The 18,589-nt window shown below is 60.6% G+C and carries 6 protein-coding genes and 3 pseudogenes; 6 read left to right on the top strand and 3 right to left on the bottom strand.

Features of this window, described 5'->3' with window-relative positions:
* Window positions 1-18 precede the first annotated feature (18 nt).
* From QZH45_RS08945 to QZH45_RS08930, 4 genes and pseudogenes are all read left to right on the top strand, one after another.
* Window positions 19-1,632, top strand: a complete 1,614-nt coding sequence (locus tag QZH45_RS08945; RefSeq protein ID WP_174549820.1) for a hypothetical protein — start codon at window positions 19-21, stop codon at window positions 1,630-1,632.
* Window positions 1,633-1,669: 37 nt separating this feature from the next.
* A complete protein-coding gene (locus QZH45_RS08940) occupies window positions 1,670-4,720 on the top strand; it encodes a hypothetical protein (RefSeq protein WP_069018497.1) in 3,051 nt (1,016 codons plus the stop codon).
* Between the two features lie 146 nt (window positions 4,721-4,866).
* Window positions 4,867-5,001, top strand: a pseudogene (locus QZH45_RS08935) (DUF6124 family protein); the annotation flags it as partial.
* A 452-nt stretch (window positions 5,002-5,453) separates the two neighbouring features.
* Window positions 5,454-7,214 (top strand): hypothetical protein, encoded by a 1,761-nt coding sequence (locus QZH45_RS08930; RefSeq protein WP_053192900.1) that lies wholly within the window; start codon window positions 5,454-5,456, stop codon window positions 7,212-7,214.
* 21 nt (window positions 7,215-7,235) lie between these two features.
* On the opposite strand, the pseudogene QZH45_RS08925 reads toward QZH45_RS08930, so the two are convergent.
* Window positions 7,236-7,400, bottom strand: a pseudogene (locus QZH45_RS08925) (YecA family protein); the annotation flags it as partial.
* Window positions 7,394-7,618, bottom strand: a pseudogene (locus QZH45_RS08920) (type I secretion C-terminal target domain-containing protein); the annotation flags it as partial. The pseudogenes QZH45_RS08925 and QZH45_RS08920, both read right to left, overlap by 7 nt.
* A gap of 404 nt (window positions 7,619-8,022) precedes the next feature.
* Between QZH45_RS08920 and QZH45_RS08915 the strand changes: the two are divergent.
* Both QZH45_RS08915 and QZH45_RS08910 read left to right on the top strand, forming a co-directional pair.
* On the top strand, window positions 8,023-8,346 hold the full coding sequence (locus QZH45_RS08915; protein WP_237140473.1) for a DUF6124 family protein: 324 nt from the start codon (window positions 8,023-8,025) through the stop codon (window positions 8,344-8,346).
* Window positions 8,347-8,610: 264 nt separating this feature from the next.
* Entirely contained in the window at window positions 8,611-10,512 is a 1,902-nt protein-coding gene (locus tag QZH45_RS08910) for a trypsin-like peptidase domain-containing protein (RefSeq protein ID WP_053192904.1), read from the top strand.
* 118 nt (window positions 10,513-10,630) lie between these two features.
* Here QZH45_RS08910 and QZH45_RS08905 read toward each other — a convergent pair whose 3' ends face one another.
* A complete protein-coding gene (locus tag QZH45_RS08905) occupies window positions 10,631-18,484 on the bottom strand; it encodes a retention module-containing protein (protein ID WP_432783660.1) in 7,854 nt (2,617 codons plus the stop codon).
* Window positions 18,485-18,589: the final 105 nt, after the last annotated feature.

Raw genomic sequence — 18,589 nt, 5'->3', positions numbered from 1 at the left:
GTAGCCAAAAGCAAAGGAATGACTCATCGGATAGTCGCTTGGCTGGTGTCGATTGTCGCCCTGATAGCCATGACGGTCGATGCGGCGACAGGCCCGGAAGTCGCACAGTTGCTCAATCGTAATTTCCAGTTTGCCCCCCCCGGGTGCGCAGCGCAAAAACCGGCATATGCCTGCAGCGGCGTATTGGCCCGGGGAAGTCCGGCATCGGGGGAGTTCTGGAAACATGATCCGATATCGTCGCAACTGGGCGCACAAGGCTTCACCTACCTGCGCGCCGACATTGGCACGCAATCCCTGGGGCTGCCCTACGGCGTATTGCTCAGCGATGGATTCACGGCCATCGGCCAGGGCAAAGCCCTGGACGTATTGTGTGCCTACCCTTTCCAATTTACCCCGCAAGCCGACCGGCCCGACTTCGGCTGTGGCTGGATCGCGGCCAATGCCAGTACGGCAACGGATCCCGCTTCCTGCGCAGCCCAAGGCGTCAGCGACGCTGAAGGCTGGCTCGAACATTTTCGTCAGCAAAACCTGCGGCCTACTGGCCAATGTTCTTTCAGCGGCCTTGAGGCCGAACAATTCCAGGCCAGCCTGATCGCCCACGAAAGCCTCAACAGCATCTGGTCGGTCCTGCCTATGCAAGTTCAGATCAGGAACTGGGATGCCAACGCTCCCAGGCAGATGCCGATTCTGGGTCTGTTCTACGATGTAACGCAGGCGGATGCCCTGCTCGGCGCCCAAAAGGATCAGCGGGATTATTTCAACGCAACGGGTGACTGGTTGCCCATCTTGCGCATGAACCTGAGTCAGGCACCGGGGGCCGTATTCGGCTTCAACCAGCAGGACCAGTTGTACGTCGGCTATCAAGTCGCATCGAAGTTGAATGCGCGGTATGGCGATGTCTCTGCGAGCTGCCAGGGCGAGCAACCGGCGTTCAGGTGCAATGGTGTCCTGATTCGGGCCGCCGATGCCTCGGCCGGTTTTCGCGCCTGGAATCCCAGCCCGAATTCGATCAGTCGTAACGGTGTTTCATTTTCTTACGTACGAGCCGATGTCGGCACCCAACAGCTCGCGGGCACCCAGGGATTCATATTCAGGGAAACCTTCGCCCCGACAGGTTATCCGGTGGCCCTGCGCTGCGCTTATCCGGCCAACGCCGGGACCGCCTCGATTCCTGACAGTTGCCGCGCAAGCTGCGAGTCTCAGGGCGTGACGACGGTCGCCGCCTGGCAATCCAGGTACGCCGGCAACCCGGGAAACAGTTGTGCATTCGCTAGCAACCCTGCTCAGTTCCAACTCAGCATCGCTGTACGCCCGACCTTCAGCAGTCCCCCAGCGATACTGAAATGGAACGAAATAATCATCGCGGCCTGGCCCGACGACATTCCCAAAGAGCTGCCACTCGAAGCGCTTTTTTATACCTCGGGAAGCGCAACGGGGTTCGCGAACGCCGCGTTCATTCAGCGTGACTACTTCCTGCACGCGGAAAACTTCCTGCCTATCGTGCGCTTGAATCTACTCGCCACCGATGGTCATCCGTTCAGTTTCGAACCGCAGGATCAAACGGTCCTGGGCACATCGACGCAGGCACTGATCCAAGGCATCACCCCCAACCCGGATAATGAAGGGTGGTAGTGACTGATTGAAGGGTTTTACCAGGAGCATCAAGCTCATGCGCTATCCCATTGTGTTCATGCAAACCCTGGTACTCACCCTGCTGTTCGCCAGTGTCCCGACGCTTGCGGTCACCGGCCCCGAAGTCGCGCAACTGCTCAACAACCGCTACAAGAACACCGTTGCCGAATGCCCGGTCAACAAGCCGGCCTACTTCTGCAGTGGCGTGTTGGTACGTGGAAGTCAAGGCTCGGACACCTTCTGGACACATGACGCCGCGTCCATCCAATCAGGTGCCGAGCGCTTCAACTATTTACGGGCCGATCTCGATACTCGCCAGTTGTCGCAAAAAAATGGAATCGTGTTTTCCGATTCGTTCACGGCCATTGGCGTGGGTAAATCTCTCGACGTGTTGTGCGCCTACCCCTTCGAAATGACCGTTTCAGGTCATCGCCCCGACCATGGTTGTGGATTGCCAACTGCGACGAACACCACGCAAGATCCCAGTTCATGCGCCGCATTGGGGATCAGTGACGCCTCCAGTTGGCTCACGCATTTTCAGCAACAGACCCAACAGCCTGAGCAGCAATGCTCGTTGAGCAGCCGCGTGGCCGCGCAGTTCAAGGCCAGCCTGGTCGCCCACCAACTCATCGATTCCGAGTGGGCCGCCAAGCCTAACCTGTTGCAGATCAGAAACTGGGATGCCCAGGCACCTGAACGGCTGCCTTTGCAGGGCCTGTTCTATGACACGACACAAACAGGGGCCCTGCTGGACGCGCAAAAGGACCAACGCGATTACTTCACCGCTACCGGAGAGTGGTTGCCGGTCCTGCGAATGGATCTGAACCATGCTCCGGATGCGGTCTTTGGTTTCAATACCCAGGATCAGTTGTACGCCGGTTATCAAGTAGCGTCTCGGCTCAATGCCCGGTACGCCAATACGGCAGCGGCGTGCCAGGGCGATACACCCGCCTACAACTGCAGTGGCGTGCTGATTCGAACCACCGATGCCTCACTGGATTTTCGGGCGTGGAATCCCAGTCCCGGCTCCATACAGCGCAACGGTGTGTCATTTTCCTATATGCGGGCAGATGTGTATGTGCCCAAACTCGCCTGGGCCAAGAACCAGGGCTTGATCCTGAAAGAGTTAGCGGCCCCCACCGCCCACCCGCTCACGGTACGCTGTGCCTATCCTTATGACGGGGCCACTTTTTATCGCTCGGACAGTTGCAATGAACATTCCGGCGCACCGCAAACAAGCATACCGTGCGCCGAACAAGGCATTACTGACGAACACCAATGGCTAGCGCATTTCAATGCGCTGGCCAGTAAACATACGTTGTGCAGCTTCACAGGAGAAACAATACCCTTTGATGTCAGCCTCAAGGCCAGAGCTTTGTTGGATCCCGCTGTACAGAGAGAGCAGAATGAAATCATCCTCGCCAAATGGCCGCAGGACATCGGAGAGCAACTTCCGCTAGAAGCCTTTTTCTACACAACCGTCGCAGCAAAACCCAACGCGGTCTTTTTTCAGAAGGATTACTTCCTGCACACGGGGCGCTTCCTGCCTGTCGTTGGTGTTGACCTTTCGGCTACGGACGGCAGCGTCTTCAGCTTCAATCCAGACGATCAGATAGCCCCCCTCTCCGCTTCGGTAAAAGAAGCCAACGGGAATACCCTCGACCCGGTCAATGCCGAGGACTCGCTGACCGTCAGGGTGCCATCCAACATCGGCTTGCTTCCCGACGACAAACTCAAGGTCACCTGGGCCGGTGCGCCGGGAACACCGGCCGGGGGTTCATACACCTCGGACGAATCGTTGGTCAGCGCCGGGTTGGAGATCCCGATCCCTAACACGGTGGTGGCTTTTAACCTGGGCCAGTCGGTGACGGTTACCTACACATTCATCCGCAACAACGTGGAGTCGCCGGCGTCGATTCCACTCAGTCTGACGGTACTGCCTCTATCCCAGGACGATCTGCTGGTCTCCAAGCCAAAGATATTGCAAGCGGCCAACAATGGCGAAGGGCCTGAGCTTGACCTGGCCCTGGCAAACCCCGATGTCGAGTTACGCATTGAAGGCTGGCCGCACATGGCCAAGAACCAGTACGTATGGTTGCGTCTGAGGGGAGAAAAAACCGATGGCACCAGGCACGACTACACGGTGTGGAAGGCCCCGTCGCGGGTTACGCCGTCGGAATATGATCGCCGCTACCTGAAAGCCCCGGTCCCCTACAGTTACTTGCAGGCCCTGCGCGACGGCAGTGTATTGAGCGTGGAATTCAAGGCCGCGCTCAGCCAAAGCACGGACGAATCCCAGGCGGTGACCTTCCCGTTGCGTACATATACCGTCCATGGGCAGGTCTTACCGTTCCCTCCTTCGGTGAAAGAGGCCGATGGCACCACCTTGAACCCGATCGATGCCGAGGACTCGCTGACCGTCATGGTGCCAACCAGCATCGGCTTGCTTCCCGACGACAAACTGAAGGTCACCTGGGCCGGTGCACCGGGAACACCGGCGGGGGGTTCATACACTTCGGACGAATCATTGGTCAGCGCCGGGTTGGAAATCCCAATCCCCAACACGGTGATGGCTTTTAACCTGGGCAAGTCGGTGACGGTCACCTACACGGTCATCCACCACAACGTGGAACCAGCGACGTCGATTCCACTCAGTCTGATGGTACTGCCTCTCTCCCAAGACGATCTGCTGCGAGCCAAGCCGAAGATATTGCAAGCGGCCAATAATGGTGACGGTCCGGAACTGGACGTGAACACGTTAACCGGCAGCGCCAGCGTGCGAATCGACAGTTGGCCACATATCGCGGCAGGCCAGTACGTATGGCTGCACCTGGCAGGTACGAAGATCGATGGCTCGGACTATGAACGCACCCTATGGGGAGATGCCAACGGGAGCCGGGTCTCAGACAAATGGGTATCAGATGGCTTCGCAACCAATAGCACCGCATCGCTTGGCGACCTTCAGGGGTTACGCGATGGCAGTACGCTAACGGTGGGTTTCAAGGCTGCCTTTGACCAACGCAACGTCGAAGCCGAGGCGGTGACCTTTCCGTCACGAACCTACACGATCCGGGGGAAGCAGGAGTAGCTCCTGTTCAAAAGAGGCGAACCGGGCGTCCGCCTTGATCCTTCCCACGCTCTGCGTGGGAATGCCACAACGGACGCTCTGCGTTCGGCTCCTGAGGGACGCAGAGCGTCCCAGGCTGCATTACCACGCAGAGCGTGGGAACGATCAACAATCAGCTCTTTGCCGTCGTCAATGGCATCGACACTGAAGTCCTGCTCGCCAACCTCAGCGAAACCCTCGCCTCGGCCAATGCCATAGTCAGTGATCTGGCCTTCGAGCTGAGCGAACCGTGCGCTGGATAACGTCGAACAGCGCTAGCCACTCCGCCCTTGATCGTTCCCACGCTCTGCGTGGGAATGCCTCAAGGGACGCTCTGCGTTCGGCTCTTGGGGACGCAGAGCGTCCCAGGCTGCATTACCACGCAGAGCGTGGGAACGATCAACCAGCGCTAGCCAAGACAATACACCTCCTGTGGCGAGGGGATTCATCCCCGCTGGGGTGCGAAGCGCCCCCAAACCGGACGACGCGGTGCAACAGAACAACCCCGTCAACCGTTTTGCGACTGTCGCGCAGTCGGACTGGGATAAGCCTCTCACCATAGAAGTCTGCCCCCGAGCAACTCTGGGGAGGCATCCGCCAACTCCACACCACCGCTCGTCTTAAATCCGCGCTCACCTGTAAGTTCTGACAGTAGGCAATTGCCTCGGCCTGACGTGTGATACCCCTAACGTCCGTTACCTGCCAGGAGAATCCGATGGATATCCAATCTTCTACCCTGGACGATTTGTTCGAGCTGTATCCCGTGATCATTCCAGGCTGGATCACCCCAGTGAAACCGGCCGGCATCGCCGATGGTGGGATTCCCAAAAGCCTTTACGACGGCCAGCCTCAGGGGCTTCTCTGCCTGATTGATCCGTGGACGGAGCTCAAGCGTCAATCCTGGACAATGGCGGCCTATGATCGCGCTGACCTGTTCGTCAATGACGATCCCACTCCCGTCGCCGGCAAGACCGTAGATCCGGGGGAAGAGCAGGATCGCCTCCCCTTGTACATCCCCCATGGGCAGTTGATTCATGGGGTCAACAGGCTGCATTACAAAGTGACCCGCCCCGGTGAAAACGCCGCGCCCTCCAGGGACCTGCATGTCCTGTATCACCTGCGCGCACCCGGTGAGCCGGCACCGACAGGCCTGGATCTGGTGATCCCGCCCGACGTTGTCAACGATGGGGTCAGCGCCGAGCGGGCGGCGCAGGGCGTGGAGTTCGGCTTCGACTACAGCCACCGGCGAGACTACGACCATATTCGCCTTCTGCTGGGCAATGCGACGGTTGAATGGGAAATCACCGACAGTTCGATACCGGTGGTGAAAACCCTGTTCACCGACACCTTTCAACAGGCGGGTGACAATCCCAATACGCTGGCGGAGTTCGTGGTTTTCGACCAGTTGGGCAACGTCAACCGGTCGCCTACCAAACGTTTGGATATTCATCTTGGCTCTGCGCTGGTCCTCCCTACCCTCGACAGCGTCCAGGACGCCAACGAGGTGGAGATCCCGGACGGTACCACCACCGTCAGCACCACTTTGAAACTGTCGGGCCAAGCCAGCAAAGGCCGGAAAGTCGAAATTTTCGAAGGCAATGACCCCAACCCTGTCTCCAAGGGTGAGGCAACCGCTGATAACGCGTCCGGCATTTGGGAACTCGAGATAACGGTCGAACTGGGCCCTCGCCGGCTGTACGCAAAGTCGCTCTATCACAGTGGCAATGTCTACTCCAACGCACGCACCCTCACGGTGGTGGAGGCCATCAGAGTGGTCTCGCTGACCGCTTCGCCTCGTGGCGCGGAGTATTCGTTCGCGCCCGATAGCGGCTTCCCGACTACAGGCTTCAATGGCGCACGTTTCAAAATAAACGTGGCAGGAGGACGGCCTCCTTATTTGTTTTCTGCATCGAATTCCGCATGGGCGTCCATCCATGCAGAAACCGGTGAAGTGACAAGAATCACTTATCATGAAGTTACCTTTACGGTAACGGACGCTGCGCAACCGACCCCCAACCGTGCCACCTTTGCAATGAAACAAGCGGCCTTATGGTTCACAGGACTTTATGGCTACGAGACGTGGTCCGCCGCCGCGGGCCGTGGCAGACTGCCTGCACCGGGGCATTTGACTTCAGGACAGGGCGTGCGGGGGTTAGGGACCCTGTTTGGGGAATGGGGGGATATGCAACAGGGGTATAACTGGACGCTGGGTGGCACAAACGAAAGCGGTGTTCCCGACCCCAACCTATCGGAATATTGGACGCATCAAAATTCAGGAGACGGAAGCTATTACACGGTCAGCATCAAATACGGCTATGTCTATAAGCGCCCTCACAACTGGTTTATTCCTCATGTTGGAGTTGAATCCTTAGGACCTGCCCCACTGTTCCTGGACGCCTTCGGATTTCCTCCGGGATTGCGCCCTCCCAAGGATTACCCCGATACCCGCGAGCTGGAAGAAGGCTCGCCGACCTGAGCCCCCGGGAGCCAGGCTCTATCGCAGTTCCGAGTCGTCCAGGTCATCGCCCAGGTCCAGCTCGCAGGGCAGCTCGAATTCTTCGTCGGAGGCCAACTGACGGGCAATGTGCGCCTTGAGGCCGACCGGCGTGGCTTCGATTTCGGCGCGCGGGGCTTCGTTTGCGTAATGCGGTTCTTCGCCGTATCCGCCCCGCCCGCAATCATCCCCCCTGCTCCCGGTGTCACGCCGTAGTGGCTGGCGAGGTCGATGCCGGCCAGGTCGATGGTCTGGTTCGGCGTGGCGCCGGCGGTGGCGCTGACGTTGATGCTGGCGATGACCGATGCGCCGTTGCCGGTGACGGTGAAGTGCAGGTAGTCGTCTAGGGAGGCACTGGTGCCGTTCTCTCCCAGCAGCAGTTGATCGTTCCCACGCTCTGCGTGGGAATGCCTCAACGGACGCTCTGCGTTCGGCTCTTGGAGACGCAGAGCGTCCCAGGCTGCATTACCACGCAGAGCGTGGGAACGATCAATCATCGCGAGCAAGCTTTGCTCCCACAGGTTTGTGGCTCAACTGACCGGCATTGCGCCCCTATGTTTATTTCACAGTAGGACACTGCTGGACGGGCTACGTCGTCTTACGCCATTGCCTACGACTACGCCAGAATTCGCCGGCTTGTGTGCCAAGAGGACAGGCTCTATCGTTTGTCCATCGCTGACAAATCAGTGATCGGGTTTGGTAGCCCGTATGCCACATGACATATAGCATCACCTTGACGATGGCTTTCTTGACATCTGTTCAATGGTGGTCATGCATGGAGCTCCACCTTATGCCCAGCACCCCGGATACCGACCCCACATCCTCTTACGACAAAACCGCCGATCGCGCCCTCGACTTTTACTTGAAACCAAAACCGAGCGGGTCCGAGATCAATCCGCCCTTCGATCAACTCTTTACCATCGTCAACGGTATCGACACTGAAATCCTGCTCGCCAACCTCAGCGAAACCCTGGCCTCGGCCAATGCCATGGTCAGTGATCTGGCCTTCGAGCTGAACGGTTCTCGGCGGCATGTGGCGCTGGGCATCCAGCAATTGATTGAACTGGGTGCATTGCTCGCGAACCGGGCACTCGACAACGTCGAACATCGCTAGCCACTCCGCCCTTGATCGTTCCCACGCTCTGCGTGGGAATGCCTCAAGGGACGCTCTGCGTTCGGCTCCTGGGGACGCCCAGGCTGCATTACCACGCAGAGCGTGGGAACGATCAATATCCCCTGTCCGCGCCACAAGGCAAACCTCCAGCAGCGCCGACCATCCGTCAGCAATCTGCTCAGCCTGTCAGACCTGACAGTAGGCAGAGAACAGGTTCCACTTCATTAATCGCTCCATCGTCCCTAAGCGACCGGAGCTTCCGCCATGCTGACTCAACCGAAAAAAATTTCAGTGCCGCTGGCCTTCTTTGGGCTGGTACTGGGCGCCGGGGCGGCGGTCGCTGCCGTGGAGACTGCGCCTCCCACCCCGATCACTCCAGGTCAGATCATCGGGGAAAGTCAGCTTGAGAAGGCTCGATGCGTACAGGAGTCGGACCCGGCAAAATACCGGCGCTCACGCGCAGTCGGCAGGATTTATACCGGGCCCAGCTATGGGACTGCATGGCGGATAGGGCCTGGAAACCTTGTGCTCACCAACCTGCATGTCATTGGTGAAAATCCGGATCCGAGTCGGATGGTCGTGGCGTTCGATTACGAGGAACCCAGCTGCGATTCGGATGCTGTGCGGCCTGCTGTCCAGGTGCCAGTGGCGCGGATCTTGACCTCTCATAACTTTACCGATTCTGCGCTACTTGAGTTGGATCCGGATGTGGTTGACAGCGGCGTATTGGATTCCTTCGGTTATCTGGGCGTGGATACCCGTATCTCGGAGGTTGGCGACCCGGTCTACATTGCGGGGCATCCCAGGGGCGGGCCGAAGCGGATCTCGCGCTTTCACGATGACGGACGTCCCTGCTGGGTGACCGCAGTGAATAACAACGGCTTCGCTGATTTCGCAAAATACAACTGCGATACCGAGTCAGGGTCTTCCGGGTCGCCAGTGATCGATGCGCGGACCAATGCAGTTATTGCCCTGAACTATGGTTACAGTTCGGGGTACAACACCGGCGCGCAGATGAGCAGCATCTGGCCCCGTATCGCGCAGTATTTCGGTGGCAAGTTGCCCGAGGGCAGTATCCCGGTGGGACAGCTGACCATACCGTTGGCCAAGCCGGGAGGGGTTGGCGTACAGGTTCCGGTGCGAGTGACGCAGGTGGACGGCAAATCCCCGGTGGTAGGGGCACCCGGCGAACAGCTGTATTACAACGCTCCCGCACACACTGTGATCACCGACGTGTCCTGCCAGAGCGGGACTACCAAGTGGATCGCCGAGAACGGCAACGCCGCGTCATGCACCCTGCCAAGCGCAGCGAACTGGACCGCAGCACAGTCGGCGACGCTGCGCGTGGATGACACAGCCGCCGACGGCCACATCACCAATGGCCGGGTACGGCTATTGTCCGATACAGGACAGATACGCGGAGCGAACAACATCGCTCTGAACGTGATGTCGCGGTGGCCAGGCGAGGTTCAGTCGCTACAAACGCAAGCGGGGAATTTCCAGGCCGTCTCAATGGACAGCAGGTTTCCGAAACCATTGACCGCACGAGCCACAGACCCCTTGAACGCGGCTGTCGTGGGTACGGAGGTTACCTTCGCGGTCACTGATGACGGTGGGACAGGGACACGGTTCAACGGGGGCGACCAGACACCGACCGTGCAGACGAACGCCGAGGGTGATGCTACGTCGCCAACGCTGGTGGCCGGCGCCAAGGCGGGTACGCTGCAGGTTACCGCCACGTCTAGCGATAGGACGGCTACGTTCCACTTGCGGGTGGTGTCGCAAGAGGGTGACCCGACGGAGGATGTGGAGCATCTATCCGTGATCGCTGGGCATGGACAGTTCGCGTCAGAAGGTACTGAGTTCGCCCTCCCCCTCACGACACGGACTTCGAATCAGGACCAAGATCCAGTAGAGGCTGCCTGGGTCACCTACACGATCACCAATGATGGTGGAACCGGAACCCTATTCGTCGGGGCCGATCAGACGCCGACAGCCACGACCAGCAGTCATGGCGACGCAGTGTCACCGAAGCTGATCGCCGGCAACAAAATCGGTTTCGTGACGGTAATCGCGACATCCAACGGCAAGTCGGTGACGTTCACTCTGATTGTGCTGACCCGAGATGAGCGCGCGACGGCCAATACCCGGAATAGTCATCAATAGTTGGCAGTGGGCGAACTGAACGCCGGATAACGTCAGTTCGCCTCGGTCGCCATCACATCCTGTGGTGAGGGAATTTGCTCTCGCAGGGTTCACACCAAACGCCACAGTACGACTTACCTCATACCGTATCCACCTTCAACGAATGATCATTCAACATCCCGTTGATGATGGTCGCCGTGTCCGCCCCGCCCGCAATCATCCCCCCTGCGCCCGGTGTCACGCCGTAGTGGTTGGCGAGATCGACGCCGGCCAGGTCGATGGTCTGGTTCGGCGTCGCGCCAGCGGTGGCGCTGACGTCGATGCTGGTGATGACCGATGCGCCGCTGCCAGTGATGGTGAAGTGCAGATAGTCATCCAGGGAAGCACTGGTGCCGTTCTCTCCCAGCAGCAGTTGTGACAGGTCAAGTTTGTCGAGGCCGGGGGTGAAGTCGGTGATCACGTCATGGCCGCTATTACCTGCCATCCACTGGAAGGTATCGGCGCCGCTGCCGCCAGTAAGGGTGTTGTTGCCCAAGCCGCCGATCAGGATGTCATCGCCGCCACCGCCATTGAGCACGTCATGACCCAGTCCGCCGTCGATGCGGTTGTTGGCCCCGTCGCCGGTGAGGGTGTCGTTGAAGTTCGAACCGACGAGGTTTTCGATACCGCCCAGGGTGTCGGTACCGGCGCCTAGCGTGTTTTGCGCGGCGAGCAGGCCCAGGTTCACCGTGACGCCGGCAGTGGCATGGGCGTAGCTGGCGGTGTCGTTGCCGGTACCGCCATCGAGCAGGTCATTGCCGGCGCCGCTGTAGAGCAAGTCATTCCCTGCTCCGCCGTGCAAGGTGTTGTTGCCCGAACCGGCACTGAGGATGTCGTTACCATCTCCGCCGTTGAGGAGGTTGTCGCCATTGCCGGCCAGCAACACGTCGTCTCCCGTGGTGCCGTTCAAGGTATGGCCCGACTGGTAGCTGATGCTCACCGCCGCACTGTCGCTGCCGCCGTGGTTATCGCTGGCGGTGTAGCTGCCGTGGTAATCCGGCGTGCTGTCCTGGGCGCTGGCATAGTTGACGGTCAGGGTCAGTTGGTAGTTTTCCGCGGCGTTGACGTTGCCGCCACCAGGGTTGGGGATATTGGTGACGTGGATCTGGTAGTTGCCGTCCGCCGCTGCGGTGAACGAAGCCCCATCGTTGATGGCGATGAACGGTCCGCCATTGAGGGAGTATTCCATGGCGATATGGCCGGCCGACAGATTATGGTCCAGCGTCAGGGTTTCGCCCTGTTTGAGACTGATGTTGAGGCGGTCCTCATCGTTGGTATTGTTGTTGGACACCATCCCCAGTGCACCGCTGACCACCAGCACCGCGGTCATGGCGGCAGCGTTGGCGACAAAGGTACTGCGGTCGAGGTTGATCGACTGCACGTTGTTGCCGGTGAAGCTGACCGTGCCGGTGCTGCCGGTGAAGTCCGCGCCTTTGCCGACCCAACCGGTGTTGAAGCTGGTGGGTGACGCGGTCAGCGGATCGCCATTGGCGTCGCTGTCATTGCCCAGCAGCAGTTCCCCCGGTACCACGATATTGCCCGACAGCACGTTGGTGATGACGTTGTCGTTCATCGCCACGGGTGGACTGTTGGGCACGACGTTGATCACCAGGCTGGAGCTTGCCAGGTCACCATCATTGTCGCTGACGGTGTAGACGATGTTTTCGCTGATCACCGTGCTGGTGGTGGTCTGGGAGGTGTAGCTGTACTCGCCGCTGTCGAGGTTGATAACCAGCGTACCGTTATGGGCAGTGGCGATGGTCACGGTGTTGTTCAGGCTGTTGAACGTGCCATGGTCGGCTCCGCCACTGGCCGTCAATGCACCCTGGCCACCGTTGGCGGCCGGGTCATAGCTGTACGTGGTGCCGTCGACCACCAGGCTTTTGACATACCCGCCGTCGGCACCGAATGTACCGCCCTCGCCCAACAGGCTACCGGTGACCGGCACACCTTGCACAGTGCCGGACAATACCGAATTGAGCTGGTTGAGATCGGTCACCACCACGGCGTCGGTGTTGGTATGGGTGCTGCCATCGTAGGCCAGCGGGTCGAGGTTGGCATTGCTGACGCCGCTGCCCAGACCGATGGCGTAGTTCTTGATGCCGTTGGCGTCGAGGAAGGCCTTCCAGGCGGCTTCATCGGCCGCACCGGTTTCCTGCCCCGACGTCGGCTTGCCGTCGGAAAAGAAATAACCGATGTTCTGCGCCCCGGTCAGTTGTCCGGAGGTGACGAACGCGGTCTTGGCCGTCGCCACTGCCGCATCGTAGTTGGTCCCGCCGCCAGCCGTCAGGCTGGTGAGCAGTGTCTTGGCGGTGGCCACATCGACCCACACTGAAGTCTGGTCAGTGGCACTGCTACTGAAGGTCACCAGCTGGACCTTCACGTCTCCCAGGTCATCGTATTTATCGAGCAAGGCGCTGATGGCCTGCTTCGCCAGGTCCAGCCGCGAAAGCCCCGGTACGCCGGAATCATCGGCCATGCTGCCGGACACATCGAGCACGATCAGCAGGTTCGAATCGATCTCCACCGCCGTCACCGAACGTTCGGATGCAACAGCGGTGGGCACATCGTCGACGATACTCACCACCAGGCTGCCGGTGACGTGGTTGCCCAGGGAGTCCGTGGCCTGATAGGTGAAGCTTTCGCTCAAGACGTTCGGGCCGTCATTGGTGTGTGGGGTCGTCGTGGCGGGCGAGGTCAGGGTGTAAGTGTAGGAGCCGTCAGGATGGAGCAGCAGTTGACCATAAGCCCCTGTGGCGTTGCCCACCAAGGTGAAGGTCACCGCGCCAGTGGCACCCGACACCGAACCGACAAGGCTGCCGCTGGCCGTTTCGCCGGTGCCGCTCGGGTCGCTGCCGGTAACAGCGCCGGGGGCCAGGTCCTGGCCATCCTGGTTCAGGTCGAGGGCTTTTTCGTAGACGGTCACGTCGTGGTCGGTTTCGGCGACAAGGCAGCTGTTGTGCACATCGATGGTGATGGTGGTGGTGCTCTCATCACCATCACCATCGCGCACGGTGTAGGTAAACACGTCCGTGGCGCCGGATGCGCCGACGGCGTCCGGGTTGCTGTGGTAGACCGCATTGCCACTGGCATCCAGGGTCAGGTAGCCATAGGTACCGTTGATCTGGGTGTTGAGGCCGCCAACCGCCGAGGTTGAAGTATCGCTGCCAACCCGTACGCCGATGACGGTACCGCCGTCGGCGCCGAGCACATCGTTGTCCAGCACATTGCCGCTGACCGTCCCGCCCTCCACTACTGCGGCGGTATCGCAATAAGCCTTGGGCACATCGTCGACGATGTTGATGACGATGGTGCTGGTGACGGTGTTGCCCAGGGAGTCCGTGGCTTGATAGGTGAAACTTTCACTCGTCACGTTCGGACCGTCGTTGGCACTGGGCGCTGTCGTGGCAGGCGAGGTCAGCGTGTAGGTGTAGGAACCGTCCGGGTTGAGCAGCAACTGCCCATGGGCGCCGGTGGCGTCGCTCACCAGGGCGAAGGTCACGGCGCCAACAGCACCGGTCACCGCCCCCACGAGACTGCCGGTGGCGGTTTCGTTGGTGGCACTCGGATCACTGCCGGTGACGGTGCCGGGGGCCAGGTCCTGGCCGTCCTGATTCAGGTCGAGGGCTTTTTCGTGGACGCTGATGTCCTGATCCGGTGTGGCGACAAGGCAGACGTCGTGCACGTCGATGGTGATGGTGGTCGTACTTTCATCGCCATCGGAATCACGCACGGTGTAGGTGAACACGTCCGTGGCGCCGGGTGCGCTGACGGTGTCCGGATTGCTGTGGTAGACCGCATTGCCATTGGCATCCAGGGTCAGGTAACCGTAGGTACCGTTGATCTGAGTGTTGAGGCCGCCAATCGCCGGAGTCGAGGTGTCGTCACCGGCGCGTACGCCGATCACCGCGCCACTGGCAGCGGGCCCATCGGCACCGCCCACGTCGTTGTCCAGGACATTGCCGCTGACCGTCCCGCCTTCATTCACCGAGGCGGAATCGGCGTGGGCGGTGGGCAGGTCGTCAACGATGTTCACATCGAGATTGCCGGTCGCCGTGGTGCCGTTGTCATCCGTGGCGACGACAGTGAACTGCTCGCTGAGGCTATTGGCACCGTTGGCGTTGGGATGGGCTTCGTTGTCCAGCAAGGTGTAGCTGTAGCTGACCACCCCTGTGGCTGCGTTGAAGCCAGTGACGGTCAGGGTGTTGCCCAGCGCCGTTGTGATGGACTGTGGAAAACCTGCCACCACCCCGCCGCTGACGACGGTGATACCGCCGACGCTCAAGGTCTGCACGCCATCCAGCGCGGTCACGGTGAAGGTGCCGCTCTGGGTCAGGGCCGGCGCATCCGGGTTCGTGCCGTCGCTGAGGTTTTTCTCCTGCACCGTCAGCTCGCCGCCCTCGGTGTCCAGGCCGGTGATGATCACCGGATCGTCGTTGTTGTGCACTTGCAGCACCAGGTTCGCAGTGCTGGTGTCACCGTCCGCATCGGTCAGGGTGTAGGTGAAGGTTTCGGTACCGTTGCCGCCACCGTGCAGACCTTTGAAATCCGTGTCGGCAGGGTTGAGGGTGTAGGTGTAGGAACCGTCGGCGTTGAGCACCAGGGTGCCGTAGGTGCCGGTGAACGTGCCCGGTGTGATGGGCCCCGAAGCGACATGGTCTGCGCCTTCGGTGTCATTGGTCAGGACGCTGCCGGTCAGGGTCAGGTTGGTTTCCGACGCAGTACCGGCGTTGCTGTCGTCCACGGCGTGAGGCAGGTCATCGACGATGTTCACATCGAGATTGCCGGTCGCCGTGGTGCCGTTGTCATCCGTGGCGACGACAGTGAACTGCTCGCTGAGGCTATTGGCACCGTTGGCGTTGGGATGGGCTTCGTTGTCCAGCAAGGTGTAGCTGTAGCTGACCACCCCTGTGGCTGCGTTGAAGCCAGTGACGGTCAGGGTGTTGCCCAGCGCCGTTGTGATGGACTGTGGAAAACCTGCCGCCACCCCGCTGCTGACGACGGTGATGCCGCCGACGCTCAAGCTTTGTACACCGTCCAGCGCGGTCACGGTGAAGGTGCCGCTTTGGGTCAGGGCCGACGCATCCGGGCTCGTGCCGTCGCTGAGGTTTTTCTCCTGCACCGTCAGCTCGCCGCCCTCGGTGTCCAGGCCGGTGATGATCACCGGATCGTCGTTGTTGTGCACTTGCAGCACCAGGTTCGCAGTGCTGGTGTCACCGTCCGCATCGGTCAGGGTGTAGGTGAAGGTCTCAGTGCCGTCGCCGCCACCGTGCAGACCTTTGAAATCCGTGTCGGCGGGGTTGAGGGTGTAGGTGTAGGAACCATCGGCGTTGAGCACCAGGGTGCCGTAGGTGCCGGTGAACGTGCCCGGTGTGATGGGCCCCGAAGCGACATGGTCTGCGCCTTCGGTGTCATTGGTCAGGACGCTGCCGGTCAGGGTCAGGTTGGTTTCCGACGCAGTACCGGCGTTGCTGTCGTCCACGGCGTGAGGCAGGTCATCGACGATGTTCACATCGAGATTGCCGGTCGCCGTGGTGCCGTTGTCATCCGTGGCGACGACAGTGAACTGCTCGCTGAGGCTATTGGCACCGTTGGCGTTGGGATGGGCTTCGTTGTCCAGCAAGGTGTAGCTGTAGCTGACCACCCCTGTGGCTGCGTTGAAGCCAGTGACGGTCAGGGTGTTGCCCAGCGCCGTTGTGATGGACTGTGGAAAACCTGCCGCCACCCCGCTGCTGACGACGGTGATGCCGCCGACGCTCAAGCTTTGCACGCCGTCCAGCGCGGTCACGGTGAAGGTGCCGCTCTGGGTCAGGGCCGACGCATCCGGGCTCGTGCCGTCGCTGAGGTTTTTCTCCTGCACCGTCAGCTCGCCGCCCTCGGTGTCCAGGCCGGTGATGATCACCGGATCGTCGTTGTTGTGCACTTGCAGCACCAGGTTCGCAGTGCTGGTGTCACCGTCCGCATCGGTCAGGGTGTAGGTGAAGGTTTCGGTACCGTTGCCGCCACCGTGCAGACCTTTGAAATCCGTGTCGGCAGGGTTGAGGGTGTAGGTGTAGGAACCGTCGGCGTTGAGCACCAGGGTGCCGTAGGTGCCGGTGAACGTGCCCGGTGTGATGGGCCCCGAAGCGACATGGTCTGCGCCTTCGGTGTCATTGGTCAGGACGCTGCCGGTCAGGGTCAGGTTGGTTTCCGACGCAGTACCGGCGTTGCTGTCGTCCACGGCGTGAGGCAGGTCATCGACGATGTTCACATCGAGATTGCCGGTCGCCGTGGTGCCGTTGTCATCCGTGGCGACGACAGTGAACTGCTCGCTGAGGCTATTGGCACCGTTGGCGTTTGGATGGGCTTCGTTGTCCAGCAAGGTGTAGCTGTAGCTGACCACCCCTGTGACTGCGTTGAAGCCAGTGACGGTCAGGGTGTTGCCCAATGCCGTTGTGATGGACTGTGGAAAACCTGCCGCCACCCCGCTGCTGACGACGGTGATACCGCCGACGCTCAAGGTCTGCACGCCGTCCAGCGCGGTCACGGTGAAGGTGCCGCTCTGGGTCAGGGCCGACGCATCCGGGCTCGTGCCGTCGCTGAGGTTTTTCTCCTGCACCGTCAGCTCGCCGCCCTCGGTGTCCAGGCCGGTGATGATCACCGGATCGTCGTTGTTGTGCACTTGCAGCACCAGGTTCGCAGTGCTGGTGTCACCGTCCGCATCGGTCAGGGTGTAGGTGAAGGTTTCGGTACCGCTTCCTCCACCATGCAGCGCCACGAATTGCGGGTCGCTGGTGTCCAGGGTGTAGGTGTACGTTCCGTTAGGGTTGAGCACCAGGGTGCCGTAGGTGCCGGTGAACGTCCCGCCGATGATCGGCCCGCTGTCGGGGCCGGTGGGAATGCGGTCAGCGCCCTGGTGATCGTTGGGCAACACGTTGCCGGTGAGCGTGACCAAGGTTTCCGATGCGGTGCTGGCGTTGTTGTCGTCGACCGCCTGGGGCACGTCGTCGGTGATATTGACGTCCAGGGTGCCGCTGGCGCTGTCGCCGTCGCTGTCCACGGCCACGACCGGGAACTGTTCGGTGAGGGTATTGGCACCTTCGCCAGCAGGATGGGTTTCGTTGTCGAGAAGGGTGTAGGTATAGCTGATCACTCCGGTGGCGGGATTGTAACCAGTGATGGTCAGGGTATTGCCCAGTGCGGTGGTGATGGCCTGAGGAAAACCTGCAGGGACGCCGCCGACGATCACGCCGATACCGCCGATGCTCAGGCTGCTCAACCCGTCAGGCGCGTTGACGGTGAACGTGCCGCTTTGTACCAATGCGCCCGGATTGCTGGCTGAACCATCGGGCAGGTTGGCCTCGTTGGCGGTCAGTTCGCCTCCTTCCACGCTCAGGCCGTCGAGGGTCACCGGATTGTCCGGAGGTTCAGGGGTCACCGGTGGCACGGTTTGATTGTTGCCGTTCTCATCGCCAGCCAGACGGACCAGTGGAAACTCGGGAATCCCGTTGAACCCGGCCGTAGGGAAGCCTATCTGCGGTGCGACCGCGCCGCCCACCTCCTCCAGCAGGACAAAACTATGCCCCCCACCCAAAGCACCGGGCGCATTACCAGCACCGGGGCCAGCGGCCGTGGCTTCTCCAGTCTGGGTCGGGTCGGCACCGGCAGCGATGGCTTGCTGCAGTTTCTGCACATCGGTCAGTTGCCCGGCCGTCGGCGTCGCCACTTCAGGCGCGTCGACATGAGGGGCCTGGTGGGCCAGCAGTTGTGGGGTGAGGGTCAGGTTGCTTTCACGACCCAGGGTCAGGTCCTGGCCGTTCTCAAGGTGTACGGCCACTGCCCCTTCGGCACCGGTGATCAGGTGATCGCCGGCATACAGCCGATCCCCTTCGACCAAAGGCCGCCGCTGGCCCGCGGCAGTCTCTGCGAAAACCTGCCCCACAATTTTGCTGACGGTACCGATGAGCGCTGCCATGTGCATTCCTCCGTTGCCAACCGCGGTCGGCACCTGTTTGGGTGAAGAATCCGTGCTCAGAGGCAGTCAGGAAATCTGGAAAATTTGCCAGCTTCCACAGGCTTC

Origin of the sequence: Pseudomonas corrugata (assembly GCF_050920615.1) — a bacterium.
In the GTDB taxonomy this organism is placed as follows: Bacteria; Pseudomonadota; Gammaproteobacteria; order Pseudomonadales; family Pseudomonadaceae; genus Aquipseudomonas; species Aquipseudomonas corrugata.
This window is presented reverse-complemented; position numbering and strand designations above follow the sequence as displayed.